The sequence below is a fragment of the Pontimicrobium sp. MEBiC01747 genome (assembly GCF_053601635.1).
In genome coordinates this window covers 21,046-36,135 of sequence record NZ_JBSHNS010000437.1, presented here as the reverse complement: position 1 = coordinate 36,135, position 15,090 = coordinate 21,046, and the positions used below count along the sequence as shown (strand labels likewise).

Sequence of the window (15,090 nt, the reverse complement as noted above, 5' to 3'; positions counted from 1 at the left end):
GATACAAGCTGCCCTAATCCTAACATAGAAAGGTTTACCAATTATAATAATATAGCCGCAATATATATTGTAAAGGAAGATTATGATAATGCTCTTTTAGCATATAAAAAGGCTCATAGAGAAGCGAAACAACTAAATAATAAGTTGTGGTTGTCCTCGTCTCTAAATGATTTAGGGTTCTTTTATTATAATAATGGTAAAGGAGATTTAAAAAAGGCCTTGCATTATTTTAATAAGGCGAAAAAAGAATTGAATCTGGAATTAAAACCACATAAGATTTTTGAAGCAAACATTGAAGAAAATATAGGCCATATAAAAATCGAAAATAAAGAATACAAAAAAGCGTATTCATGTTATAATAAAGCTTCAAATATTTATAGGCTAAATAATCACTTAACTAGTGCTGGTAAATTAGATGTAAAAAAGTATAATTGTCTCTTGCTGCTAGAAGACTATAAAAACCTTGAGAAATTAGATGATTCATTAAGTGTTTTTTTTGGAAGTAAAATTAACCAAGAAACAGATGTAAATAGTTACGAGTTGTATTTAAAACTTAAATTACATTATTTAAAACAGGTTAACAAACTAGAAGATTATGTTTACGTGTCTACTAAATACCAAGAGAGTTTAAAATATAAAGAAAAATACCAGGATACATTAAATAAAAATGTTTTTAATAGTTATGTTAACTTAATTCAAAATAGTCATAAGAAAAAAATAAAACTAGAAAGAAGAATCGCTTCCTTAAAACAAAAAGAATTAAAACAAAAACAGCACTACTTGTATGCTGTGTTATTTTTATTTTTAATAATAATTCTAGTATTATTTTTATTATTCAAGGTTAGAAACTCTAGAATAAAACAAGAAAATGTAATAACTAAATTGGTTTTAGAAAATACAACTTTAGAAAAGAAAATTTTAAACCAAAAATTAGAAGCTAAAAATAAAGATATTGTAAGCATTATTACAGATAAAAAAATTAGAACAAATTTTTTAAAACTTCTTTTAGAGAGAATGGAGCTTTTTGCTAATAAAAATAATGAAGATAAAAGCAGTGGTTTACTATCTATAATTAATGATGTTAAGGCGCAAATTACATTAGAAAATAGACTTTCTGTATTAGAAAGTGATATTAACAATGTTAATACTAATTTTGAGGCTATAATTATGGAAAGGTACCCATCGCTATCTAAAACAGAAAGAGAAGTCTGTGCCTTTATAAAGTTAAATCTATCTATAAAAGAAACAGCAATAATAAGAGGTGTAAGTCAAGACTCCATTAAAATGGCTCGTTCTAGAATTAGAAAAAAACTAAAACTAGATTCAAAAGAGGAATTAGATAAATATATTCAATCTATTTAAACTAAAAAAGCCTTTTAATTAAAAGGCTTTTTTAGATAGGTTTTATTATTTACCACCATCAAGTCTATCTTGCCAGTCTTTAAGCTCTTGCCATTTACCTTGAGACGCTAAAAGCGATTGTTTAGGCCAAGTTCCTGGTTTATGTATTTTAAAGCGCTCTCCACCACTGTTTAAAATAGATTGGCATTTTTCTACACTACAATTAGCAAGTTCTACCCATGTTTTTACATCATGATTATGAAATAATTCTTGTATTTTAGGGCCAATGCCTTCAACTACAGTTAAGTCATTTTCTTTAATACGTTTTCCAAAAATAGACTTTGCAGCATCTGCATTAAAAACAACTGTGCTTATATTTTCACTTGTAGGTGTTGCAGTTATATTAGAAGCCATCATGTTAGATCCTAAGCCACCATTACCAGCACCAGAAGCAACACCATTATCTACATTAGTGTTTTTTTTATTGCTGGCTCTGCATTTTTCAAGATCTGCCTCTAATATGGCTATCCTGTTCTTAAATACATTAATATCTACGTTACTGTTGTTTTTTAATAGTCGCCCTAATAAGTAGCCTAAAACAGCACTTATAAGTCCTACTAATATTGGGATTAATATACACCACATAATTTTTTTGTTTTATTAGTTAATGGTTACTACTACTCTTCTGTTTTTTGCTTGACCTTCTTTGGTAGTATTATCTGCAATAGGTTGGTCTGGCCCTTTAGAAGAGGTTTTTATTTTAGATTCAGAGATTCCATTCTTTTTAAAGTATTCCTTGATTCCATTAGCTCTATTCTGTCCTAATATAATATTATCTGCTCTTTTACCCTTACTGTCTGTATGCCCAATAATTTGTATTGTAGCATTATCAGTTTTATCTACATATCTAGATATTTTTGCAACTTTTTCACGCTGTTCTGGAGATAGATTTATACTAGTGTTTCCTATTTCAAAATGCATGATTAAAGGGTTAGCTATAATCGTTTCTTTTAAAGCAGCTAAATCATCATTTGCAGATTTATCGCTGGTATCTATTGTTTTTAATAAATAAGCTACAGGGCCAAAATAAATACCTTTTGTACTTGGTACTAAGCTATCGTTTATTTTTCCAAAGATATTTATAGACTTAGATGAAGCTCCGTTTTTAATAAGATGATTTTTTACAATATTGGCTCTAGCTAGTCCTAAATTAGGGAAAGCACTATTGTTTTTTTCTGTACTAGTGTAAAGCCCAGTAACATCAATAGCCTTATTAGTATTGTTGTTTAAATAATTAGTTAGTTTTCTAACTTCAGAGTTTAGGTCTTCTGGCACAGGGTTAAGAATAGAAAAGCTTGAAGCTTTAAAATTAAAATTACCAATAGATTTAAAAGACATACCGCTTTTGGAATCTATAATAGAAAATTTGTGCTTTGTAGGATCTTTAATTTTGGGGGCTTCAGGGACTATTGTCTCAATTTCTGTTGTTTTGTTGCTGTCTTCATAACAAGATTTACAGCATAAATAATAATACAGAATTGTACCTAGAATAATAGTCAGTAAAATCCCTAGAAAATAACTGGTTTTTTTACTCATTATATTATATTATTTTGGTTAGTGATATTAATTTATTAAATAAAATATAATTTTTTAACACTTTTAGTATTAAAAACTTTAAATAGCGGTTTATATCCGACGAATGACATATAATAATTGAAAAAAAAGGTAATCTTCATTAAATAGAGTAAAAAATGTATTAAATAATTTTTGAAATTATAACTAAATATTTAAGAATAAGTTCATTACGGGAAAACCCGTAATTTTTAGAGAATGATTTTTTTTCGATATGTATTTTATCGAAAAAAATAAAAACCCGACTATTTGTTCGGTCGAGTTTTGATACATTTATTACGGATTTTTCAATAAAATTCACAAAAAATTAATTAATCAACCAAAAACCTTATTAAATTATGAAGAAAAAAGTACTACGCGTTCTTGCTCTTCCATTACTTGCTGGTCTAGTTAGCACATCAAGTTATGGTCAAGAACAAAAAAATCTTTCAGAAAAAATTAATAATGCTAATGGAGAACCTGGTTTAATTGTCTTTCAAAAAGAATCATCCTACAGATTACAAGATGCTAATACACTTTTTAAAAATCAATTACAATCAGGCGAGAATGACACTTTTGTTCAGATTAAATCTGAAACAGATAATCTAGGGTATGTACACCATAAATATCAACAAAAATATAATGGGGTTGCTGTAGAATTTGCCACTTATACATTACATGCAAAAAATGGTAGAGTAAATACTATGAGCGGAGAGTTTTACAATGTTAAAGATGTAAATACTACACCTGTATTAACTAAAGAACAAGGTTTACAAGCAGCATTAAACCATATAGGAGCCCAAAGCTATATGTGGGATAATGTAGAAGCAGCAAATAAATTGGGTTATACCAAACCAGAAGGAGAATTAGTATTATTGCCTAATTTAGATTATCAAGGTAAAAACACTGCAAATAATGCCTATTTAGCATATAAATACGATATTTATGCAACACAACCCTTAAGCAGAGGTGTTTTATATATTGATGCCGTTACAGGAGCACCTTTATTTTACAATAGTGTAATAAAACACGTTGGTGAGCATGCTAATTCAGCATCTAACTTAGGTACTGTAAGTGATGCGCATGACCACACAGTAGAAAAAACAATGGAGTATAGAGCAACAGGTAATGCTGCAACACGATACAGTGGTACAAGAACAATTACTACTAGACAAATTGGATCTCCTTATACTCTACGAGATAACACTAGAGGTGGAGGCGTTAATACTTATAATAGTGGAGGGCAAAATAGTTACCCAACAACGAATTTTACAGATGCTAATAACGATTGGACAGCTGCAGAATTTAACAACTCTAATAAAGATAATGCTGCGTTAGATGCGCATTGGGGAGCAGAAGTAACTTACGATTATTGGCAAGCAACGCACTCAAGAAATAGTTTTGATGGCTCTGGTGCTGCAATAAACAGTTGGGTACATTACGATAACCAACCAGGAGGAGCAGGATATGATAATGCTTTTTGGAATGGAAGTGTAATGACTTATGGCGATGGGTCCTCTAATGGAAATGAAGGAAATGGTTTCTTTGATGCCTTAACATCTTTAGATGTAGCAGCGCACGAAATTGGTCATGCAGTAACAACAAATACAGCCAATTTAGCATACAGAAGAGAGTCTGGTGGTTTAAATGAAGGATTCTCCGATATTTGGGGAGCAGCAGTAGAACACTATGCTAAAGGAAATGGAAATGATGCAGCCCCAAGCGCAGATACATGGTTAATAGGAGATGAGATAGATAGAAGATCTGGATCTATAGCATTGCGTTCTATGAGTAGCCCTAATGATCGTAACCAACCAGATACTTATGGTGGAACATACTGGAAAAACCCTAACTGTGGAACTCCAACTCAAGCAAACGATTACTGTGGAGTACATACAAATTCAGGCGTATTAAACTACTGGTTCTATTTAAGTGTAGTAGGAGGTAGTGGAACAAATGATATTGGAAATGCATTTAATGTTTCTGGTATTGGAATGGATAAATCGGCTAAAATTGCATACAGAACATTAAACAATTATTTGTCTGCTAACTCAACGTTTGCAAATGCAAGAACTGGAGCTATACAAGCAGCAAAAGATTTATATGGTGCAGGTGGAGCAGAAGAAATAGCAGTAACAAATGCATGGCATGCCGTTGGTGTTGGTGCAGCGTACTCTGGCGGAGGCGGCGGAGGTGGCGTTAGTTACTGTAGCTCTAACGGAAACAATACTAACGACGAGTATATTAGCCGAGTACAAATAGGATCTATAAATAAAACATCTGGCGTAGGAACAACTAGTACTGGATATTCAGACTTTACAAGTACATCAACAGATTTATCAGTAGGAGCATCTTCTACAATTACAATTACACCAACATGGACAGGTACAATATATAATGAAGGTTATGCGGTATTTATAGATTATAACCAAGATGGAGATTTTACAGATGCAGGAGAAACTGTATGGACAAAAGCAGCGTCTCAAACAACACCAGTTTCTGGTTCGTTTACTGTGCCATCTTCGGCAACATCTGGAGAAACAAGACTACGTGTGTCTATGAAATATAATGGAGTACCAACATCTTGTGAAAGTTTCCAATATGGAGAAGTAGAAGATTACACTGTAAATATTACTACTGGAGGTGGTGGAGGTAATCCTACAGGTTGCACATCTGGAATAACATCATTCCCGTACAGTCAAGGCTTTGAAAACACATTAGGGTCATGGACACAAGCTAGTGGAGATGATTTTAATTGGGCATTAAGAAGTGGCGGAACACCATCAAGAAATACAGGACCATCTAGTGCTAATCAAGGAAGCTACTATATTTATATGGAATCTTCAACACCAAATTATTCAACAAAAAGAGCAATTTTAAACTCTCCTTGTTTAAATTTTGGTTCTTTAAGTAGTGCAACAATAACTTTTAGATACCACATGTATGGATCTAATGCTATGGGGAGTTTAGCTCTGGAAGCAAGTACAGACGATGGAAGCACATGGAGCTCTGTATGGAGTAAATCTGGAAACCAAGGGAACTCATGGCAAACAGCAACAGTTAATTTAAATACTTATGCAGGTAATAGTAATGTAAAATTAAGACTTAATGGTGTTACAGGTACTACATGGCAAGGAGACATGGCGGTAGACAATTTATCTATCTCTGGTTCTTCGACTGTTGTAAATAATACTTTAATAGATACACAAGAGAACTTATCTAATACTATAAGTATATATCCTAACCCAGTAAGAGGTAATGCATTATTTGTTAAATCTAGTTCAGATTTAGAGTACACAATAGTTAATGCATTAGGACAACAAGTTGCAAAAGGTAGAACACAATCTAACGAAATTAATGTTAGCGATTTAAAATCTGGATTATATATGATTCAATTTAATTCAAATAGTAAAATAATCACTAAAAAGTTTATAAAACAATAATTATAACTAACCAACCACTAATTATTGTTAGAAGCCTCGATGAAAATCGAGGCTTTTTTTGTTTAACGAAGGAAAATTTAACCTCTTGCATTACGGTAAAAACCATACTTTTTCGCGAACGATTTTTTTCTTCAACGCTTTTAATCGAAAAAAAACAAAACAGAATAAATATTCTGTGTTTTTAGATATTTTTATTGTCTATATCATAGAATATTAATTAAATTATTAAATAATCCTCATGAAAAAAACAATTATTTTATCATTATTTAGTTTTCTTTTTGTATTAACTGCTTTTTCTCAAGAAAGAACATGTGGTACAATGGAAAACCTAGAACTTAGAAAACAGAAAGACCCAAATCTTGAACAAAGAATGGAGGAGATTGAGGCTTATACTAAGGTTAAAGTTGCAGAACTAGAAGCATCCTCGAATAAAATTAACGGAGAGATAATTACTATTCCTGTAGTTGTACATGTATTATATAGAAATAGCACAGAAAACATTAGTGAAGCTCAAATACAATCGCAATTAGATGTGTTAAATGAAGATTTTAGACGTACAAATAGTAATGCAGATAATACATGGTCTCAAGCGGCAGACACGCAAATAGAGTTTTGTTTATCTACAATAGACCCTAATGGAAATGCTACAACTGGTATTACAAGAAAACAAACAACACGTCAAGATTGGGGGGCTAATGATGATGCAAAAAGAGCATCATCAGGAGGTATAAACCCATGGAATACTTCAGAGTATTTAAACATGTGGATTGTTCCAAAAATGACAACAGTATCTCAAGGACAAACAATTAATTTATTAGGTTATGCTCAATTTCCTGGGGGATCGGCTGCCACAGACGGATTAGTTATGATATATAATGCATTTGGTAGAGTTGGAGCAGTGACGGCTCCTTATGATGGAGGAAGAACAACAACTCACGAAATAGGACACTTTTTAAACTTACGCCATATTTGGGGAGATTCAAATTGTGGAAATGACTTTGTAAGCGATACGCCTACACATAGAACCTCTAATAGTGGTTGTCCAGTTGGTCAAGTATCTTGCTCATCTACAGATATGCCACAAAATTATATGGATTATACAAACGATTCATGTATGAACTTATTTACATTAGGTCAAAAAAATAGAATGAGAGCAGTATTAGAAGCTGGTGGAGCACGAAGAAGTTTAGCTTTATCAGATAAATGCGGATCGGTAACACCACAACCAACTTGTACAGATGGTATTCAAAATGGAGACGAAACTGGAGTAGATTGTGGAGGATCTTGTTCACCATGCCAAACAGGTAACCAATATTGCGCATCAAATGGAAATAGTACAAACGATGAGTATATTAGTCGCGTACAGTTAGGGTCTATAAACAAAACATCTGGAGCTGGTACTACAAGCACAGGGTATTCAAATTTTACTAATACTTCAACAGATTTATCTAAAGGAGCTACAGCTACTATTAGAGTAACACCTACTTGGACAGGAACTAAGTATAATGAAGGTTATGCTGTATTTATAGATTATAATAAAGATGGTGATTTTACAGATGCAGGAGAAACTGTTTGGACTAAAGCAGCATCTCAAACTACACCAGCAGTAGGAACATTTACCATTCCAACTGGAGCGGCAACAGGAGCAACCAGAATGCGTGTATCTATGAAATATAACGGTATACCTACATCATGCGAAAGTTTCCAATATGGAGAAGTGGAAGATTATACAGTAAATATTGTAGGATCTACACCAACAGTTAACTATTGTTCATCAAATGGAAATAGTACAAACGATGAGTATATTTCTAGAGTAAGAATAGGATCAATTAATAAAGCATCTGGAGTTGGTACTACAAGTACAGGATATTCAAATTTTACATCAACAAGTACAAACTTATCTAAAGGAACTTCTTCTACAATAACTATAACACCAACATGGACGGGAACTAAATATAATGAAGGTTATGCCGTATTTATAGATTACAACCGAGATGGAGACTTTACAGATTCTGGAGAAACTGTATGGACTAAAGCAGCATCGCAAACAAGCCCAGTAAGTGGTTCATTTACTATACCAAATAATGTTGCAAATGGAGTAACAAGAATGCGAGTATCTATGAAATATAATGGTGTGCCAACATCTTGCGAAAGCTTCCAATATGGAGAGGTAGAAGACTATACTGTAAATATTGGTGGAGGAAATGTAAGAGAGTTAGTTGCAGAAACTATTGCAATTAGCATTTATCCTAATCCTGTAAAAGATATTTTATATATTAAAACTACGGAGAATTTATCGTACACAATAGTTAATATGCTTGGCCAAGAAGTAGAGAGAGGAAATACTACAGGAAATGGTATTAATGTTAGCGACTTTAAAACAGGATTGTATATGATTCAGTTTAATGTAAATAACAAGGTTATTACTAAAAAGTTTATTAAACAATAATTTGTAGAAATCAACCAAATTTAATTTTTGTTAAAGCCCTGAGTAATCAGGGCTTTTTTTGTTAATAAAAGCGTTAAAACTGTATGAATTTGATGTCTTTAAGTGTTTTTCATCGAAAAAAAACTAAAAATCGAATAATCATTCGGTTTTTTTATTACTTTAATATACTATAAAACAGAATATTAACTAATCCACTAAATTATTATTATGAAAAACAGTTACAAATTGTTTTTGCTGCTAATCTTTGCAGTACAAAGCTCATTCTCTCAAAGACAAGTTAAAAACGTTGTTCAAAATCATTTTAATAGCATCTCAGAAGTTTCTGAAGCTAAAAAAATGGATTTGGCCGAATGGAAAATTACAGATGTCGTTCCATCATTGAATCCAAATATCCAGCATGTGTACGTACAACAGTATCACAATAATATTCCAATTCAGTTTGCTGGTTATAAATTAACAATTAAAAATAATCAAGTAACATGGGAAATTAATCAGTTTGTTTCAGACATATCATCTAAAGCAAATGCAGCAATACCATCAATTACTCCAGAAGATGCTATATTAAAAACAATTAATAAGCATCGTTTAAAAAACCCTACGCTAAAAGGAGTTAAAAATGAGAATGGTATTTATGAATATAAAAATTCTGGAATAAGCTCGGAACCTATTAAAGTTAAGTTATTATACCAAAAATATAATGAAAGGTTGAGGTTGGTTTGGAATGTTAACCTATATCAAAAAAATGGTGAGCATTGGTGGAGTGAAAATATTGATGCAAATACAGGACAAATACTATATACTGAAGATTGGGTTGTTTCTTGCAATTTTGGAGATCCTAACCATAAAAACCATGATCATAACAATGAAAGTATTTCTACTGTAGAAAAAACGGATTTATTTTTAAGAGAAGAAAAAACTACAACAGAATTTGTAGTTGGCGGAGGGTCTTACAATGTATATCCTTTGGGAATAGAAAGCCCTAATCATGGAAGTAGAACAATAGTTACAGATCCAGCAAATGCAATAGCATCTCCTTTTGGGTGGCATGACACTAACGGTAGTGCTGGAGCAGAATTTACCACAACAATAGGAAATAATGTTAGAGCACAGGATGATACCAATGGTAATAATGGAATAGGTGTTTCTCCAGATGGAGGAAGTGCATTAAATTTTGATTTTCCATTAAACTTAAACAATGCACCTTCAACATTTTTACCAGCAGCAACTACCAATTTGTTTTATTGGAATAATATTATACATGATATAACCTATCAGTATGGTTTTAACGAAGCATCTGGTAATTTTCAAGAAAACAATTATGGTAAAGGAGGGGCAGGTAGCGATTCTGTAAATGCAGATGCTCAAGACGGTAGCGGAACAAATAATGCAAATTTTGCTACTCCTCCAGACGGAAGTAATCCAAGAATGCAAATGTTTTTATTTACAAATCCTACTAGAGATGGTGATTTAGATAATGTAATTATTGCTCATGAATATGGTCATGGAGTTTCAACACGATTAGTTGGAGGGCCATCAACTAATGCATTAGGAGGTTCGGAACAAATGGGAGAAGGATGGTCGGACTGGCTGGGGTTAATACTAACCATTCGTCCAGGAGATACTAGAAATACAGCAAGAGGTGTAGGTACGTACGCTATAGGTCAAGCGACAGATGGTGCTGGAATTCGTCCTACAAGGTATTCTACAGATACAGCAGTTAATGGAACAGATTATAATGATATTTCTGGACTTTCTGTACCACATGGAGTTGGTTATGCATTTGCAACTATTTTATGGGATATGACTTGGGATCTTATAGATTTAGAAGGCTATGATTCTAACCTATATACAGGTACTGGAGGAAATAACATTGCTATGGCTTTAGTTATTGAAGGACTTAAAAATACAGCTAACAATCCAGGTTTTGTTTCTGGTAGAGATGGTATTTTACAAGCAGATCAAGATCTTTATGGAGGACAATATAATTGTTTAATTTGGGACGCTTTCGCTAAAAGAGGCGTGGGAGTAGATGCTGTAGAAAATACAAATGGAGGAACTAACACTAATAATGATCAAACAGTATCTTTTACAAGTGGTTGTTCTTCTCCTCCACCTCCAATAACATGCGATACTACAATTGCTAGTTTTCCTTACAGTGAAGGTTTCGAGAATACATTAGGTAGCTGGTCTCAAGATACAGGAGACGATTTTAACTGGACACTTAATACAGGAGGTACGCCTTCTAATAATACAGGGCCAACTGGTGCTTTTGAAGGTACATATTATGTGTATGTAGAAGCGTCTAGTCCAAATTTTGGAGGCAAGAACACAATATTAAACTCTCCATGTTTTAACTTAACAGGTTTAACAAATCCAACAGCTAATTTTCATTATCAAATGATTGGTAATGCCGTTGGTACTATTAGATTAGAAGTTAGAATAGATGGTGCCCAAACATGGACAGAAATATGGTCTCAAACAGGAGATCAAGGTATTAATTGGGTTGGTGAAAGTGTAAGCCTATCTGCTTATGTAGGCGAAACAATACAATTAAGGTACAGAGCTACAACAGGTACATCTTGGCAAGGAGATATAGCCATAGATGCTTTTAATATTACATCTACTACTGTAGATACAGAGGCCCCTAGTGTACCTTTAAATTTAGTATCAACTGGAATTACACAAACAACGGTAGATTTATCTTGGGATGCTTCTACAGATAACGTCGCGGTTACTGCTTACGAAGTTTTTCAAGGAAATACTAGTTTAGGAGATGTTACAAATACAACAATGCAAGTAACAGGACTTACTGCTAATACAGCTTATGCTTTTAGAGTTCGCGCAAAAGATGCCGCAGGAAATAACTCTGGATTTAGTAATACACTAAATGTAACGACTAATTCAACACCACCACCTGGAGGCTGTTTAAATGGAGTTAATTCTCTGCCATATGGAGAAAGTTTTGAAGCTGATTTTGGACTTTGGACTCAGGCTACTGGAGACGATTTAAATTGGACACGTGACTCAGGTGGAACACCATCTAACGGCACAGGACCATCTTCAGGAGCAGATGGCGCTTTTTACGTTTACGTAGAGGCTTCAGTTAACGGCACAGGCTACCCAAATAAAAGAGCTATTTTAAACTCACCATGTTTTGATTTAACAACACAAACTGAGGCAACATTTATTTTTAATAACCATATGTTTGGCTCAACAGATGGTGGGCGTGTAGATTTAGAAGCAAGTAGTGATGATGGTGCTACTTGGACAAGTTTATGGAACCAAACAGGAAACCAAGGAAACCAATGGAATACGGTTTCAATTAATTTATCTGCATATGTAGGAGGTTCTGTTCAATTACGTTTTAATCGTGTTACAGGCGGTACATGGCAATCGGATTTTGCATTAGATAATGCCCGTTTAATAGCAGGAGGAGGCAATTCTGGATGTGTTGGAGGAGAAACGGCTCCATATAATGAAGGATTTGAGTCTAGTATTGGACTTTGGACGCAAGCGAGTGGAGATGATTTAAATTGGACTCGTGATTCAGGTGGTACACCTTCTAATGGAACTGGGCCATCTACAGGATCTGAAGGTGCTTCTTATATGTATGTAGAGGCATCAGGTAACGGTACAGGTTTTCCTAATAAAAGAGCTATTTTAAACTCACCATGTTTAGATCTTAATGGAGCTTCTAGTGCTGCATTTGCTTTTGATTATCATATGTTTGGCTCTACAGATGGTGGCCGTATAGATTTAGAAGCTAGTAATGATAATGGTGCTACATGGACAAGTATTTGGAATCAAACAGGTAATCAAGGCAATCAGTGGAATGCAGTCTTTTTAGATATTTCTGCTTATGTTGGATCTGGACTTCAGTTACGTTTTAATCGTATCACTGGAGGCACATGGCAGTCTGACGTGGCTATAGATAATATAAATTTAACGACATCTACCACTTTTAATGCTTTAACTACTGGGGGAGCGGTTACAGATAGTAGCACTACATTTGATATTAAAATTTATCCAAACCCAGTTAAAGGAGAATTATTGAATGTTTCTACATTTACAGAAAACTTAGATTATAAAATATACAATATGCTAGGGCAAGTTGTTTCTACAGGAAAGCTAAAAGGTAGCAGTATAAATGTTTCTAATTTAGAGGCAGCTGTTTACGTTGTAGAGTTTTCTAATGAGAGCAATAAAATGACTAAACGTTTTATTAAAGAATAATTATAATTAACTAACTGTATTTTAAAGCCTCGATATCATTCGAGGCTTTTTTAATATAATATTATTATGGTTTAACGTTGATAAACTTATGTGTGAGAACTATTTGTTAATTTAAATAGTTTTATACATGAAGAATTTCATCTTCATTTAAAATAGCTTCGCCGCGAAGTCTTAGTAAAATTTGTGCTACAGCAATAGTATCTTTTTCACAATAAGTAACTATACGGTCTATATCATTGGTTTCATAATAAACACTATACACTTCGCTTCCATCAATATCGTCTTTTGGCGATGGTATGCCTAAAACATTAGTTAATAATTTTAATGATGTATAGTTTTTGTAGTCACCAAATTTCCATAAATCTAAAGTGTCTAAATGTGGTACCTCCCATGGTTTTTTTCCAAAGAGGTTTAGTTTATATGGTAATTCAATATTATTTATAATCATACGTCTGGCTATATACGGAAAGTCGAATTCCTTGCCATTGTGAGCACAAAGTAAATGTTTTGCTTGGCTAAAATGTGAAATGATTAAGTTTTTAAAATCCTTTAATAATTTAGCTTCTTCTCCAAAAAAAGAAGTTGTTCTAAATAATCTAATATCTCCTTGCATTGTGAAATAACCAACCGAGATACATATTATTTTTCCAAATTCTGCCCAAATACCAGCACGTTCATAAAACTCTTCGGCGGAAAACTCTTCCTTACGTTGGTATTTAGACTTTAAATCCCATAATTCTTGTTTAGTTTCGCTTAATTCTGAAAAATGTTGTGTTTCGGGTACGGTTTCAATATCCAAGAACAGTATGTTCTCTAAATTAAGTTTCGAGATCATAAATTGTATTTTTAAAGTTTTGAGTTCAGCATTTTATAAGCTTCGTCTATATAAATGGAAATGTCATTAGTAAAGCTTCCTACTGCAGCATCTGGAGATTTTTGATGCCCTAAACGTACTATAATTACATTATCTTCTGGTTGTACTATTACATACTGTCCCAAATGACCACGCATCATTTTAAAGTTTTTACCCTTGTGGTTTTTTAACCACCAACCATAACCATATACATCACTAAAACGTGGTTTTAGCGATTTTGCAACAAAAGTAGAGTCTAAAATTTGTTGATTATTCCATTTACCATAATCTTTATAAAGTTTTCCAAAACGAGCAAAATCTTTAGCATTGCTTGCTATACAGCAATAAGCTTTTACTAGATCGTGGTCATCACTATCTACTTGCCAAAACGCTTCATTTTCTGCTCCAAGGGGTTTCCAAAAGCTTTCTTCAAGATAGTTATATAGTTTTTTACCAGTAGCTTTTTCTATAACCATAGCAAGCATTTGTGTGTCTCCACTTGCGTATTTAAAGGCTTTTCCGGGCTCGTCTACAACCTTTAAGCCTAGCATTACTTTTTCTAAATCATCATCGAAATAGGCTCGTGTTGTTATGGATAAAGGTGAGTAATAGGCTTCGTCCCAATTAGTTCCCGATGCCATTGATGATAAATCTCCTACAGTCATTTTTGCTGCGTTTCCTTCATTAAATGTTGGTAGAAAATCGCTCACGGGCTGGTCTAGGTTTTTAATGTAACCTTCCATAATTGCTTTTCCTAACAAACCAGAAACATAGCTTTTGGCCATAGAGAAGGAGTTAGATTTGGAATTTGCGTTGTAATTATCGTAATAGTTTTCAAACCAAATACTATCGTTTTTTATAATAACATAGGCTATGGTGCCATAATCGTTATTTGCTTTTTGTAAGGCTTCAGTTTCTTTAACGCTGTTGTAATCTTTATGGTTAGGCCAAGCTTGTGGTTTACCAGTAGCTATAGTTCTATTATCAAAACGTTTATAATCGTCTAAAAAAGCAGTTGTATACCCTCTCATGTAAATTGTACGTACAGCTTTAATTAAATAATCTGTATCTGTAATATATAAGATTGCGATGGTTAAAGCGAATAATACCACTATAACCTTAAATAGCTTTTTAAGAAATTTCATTACACTGAGTTTAGG

General features: G+C 33.2%; 8 protein-coding genes. 4 read left to right on the top strand and 4 right to left on the bottom strand.

Annotated features, from left to right (window positions below; all coding sequences use genetic code 11):
• On the top strand, positions 1 to 1,362 hold a 1,362-nt coding region (locus ACVC2P_RS14185), incomplete at its 5' end, for a hypothetical protein (RefSeq protein ID WP_452599111.1).
• A 45-nt stretch (positions 1,363 to 1,407) separates the two neighbouring features.
• Here ACVC2P_RS14185 and ACVC2P_RS14180 read toward each other — a convergent pair.
• Positions 1,408 to 1,986 (bottom strand): hypothetical protein, encoded by a 579-nt coding sequence (locus ACVC2P_RS14180; protein ID WP_452599110.1) that lies wholly within the window; start codon positions 1,984 to 1,986, stop codon positions 1,408 to 1,410.
• A 15-nt stretch (positions 1,987 to 2,001) separates the two neighbouring features.
• Positions 2,002 to 2,937: an OmpA family protein gene (locus ACVC2P_RS14175; protein ID WP_452599109.1), complete on the bottom strand. Its 936-nt coding sequence runs from the start codon at positions 2,935 to 2,937 to the stop codon at positions 2,002 to 2,004.
• A gap of 374 nt (positions 2,938 to 3,311) precedes the next feature.
• Between ACVC2P_RS14175 and ACVC2P_RS14170 the strand changes: the two genes are divergently transcribed.
• The 3 genes from ACVC2P_RS14170 (at position 3,312) to ACVC2P_RS14160 (ending at position 13,077) form a co-directional block, all read left to right on the top strand.
• A complete protein-coding gene (locus ACVC2P_RS14170; RefSeq protein WP_452599108.1) occupies positions 3,312 to 6,395 on the top strand; it encodes a M4 family metallopeptidase in 3,084 nt (1,027 codons plus the stop codon).
• Positions 6,396 to 6,633: 238 nt separating this feature from the next.
• A complete protein-coding gene (locus ACVC2P_RS14165; RefSeq protein ID WP_452599107.1) occupies positions 6,634 to 8,844 on the top strand; it encodes a GEVED domain-containing protein in 2,211 nt (736 codons plus the stop codon).
• A gap of 207 nt (positions 8,845 to 9,051) precedes the next feature.
• Positions 9,052 to 13,077 (top strand): M36 family metallopeptidase, encoded by a 4,026-nt coding sequence (locus tag ACVC2P_RS14160; RefSeq protein ID WP_452599106.1) that lies wholly within the window; start codon positions 9,052 to 9,054, stop codon positions 13,075 to 13,077.
• Positions 13,078 to 13,198: 121 nt separating this feature from the next.
• Here the strand turns inward: ACVC2P_RS14160 and ACVC2P_RS14155 are convergent, their stop codons facing one another.
• Together ACVC2P_RS14155 and ACVC2P_RS14150 are read right to left on the bottom strand one after the other, a co-directional pair.
• The gene (locus ACVC2P_RS14155) at positions 13,199 to 13,912 is read right to left on the bottom strand and encodes a 3'-5' exonuclease (protein ID WP_452599105.1); all 714 of its coding nucleotides are present in this window, start codon (positions 13,910 to 13,912) and stop codon (positions 13,199 to 13,201) included.
• Between the two features lie 11 nt (positions 13,913 to 13,923).
• The gene (locus ACVC2P_RS14150) at positions 13,924 to 15,075 is read right to left on the bottom strand and encodes a serine hydrolase domain-containing protein (RefSeq protein WP_452599104.1); all 1,152 of its coding nucleotides are present in this window, start codon (positions 15,073 to 15,075) and stop codon (positions 13,924 to 13,926) included.
• Between the last annotated feature and the right edge of the window lie 15 nt (positions 15,076 to 15,090).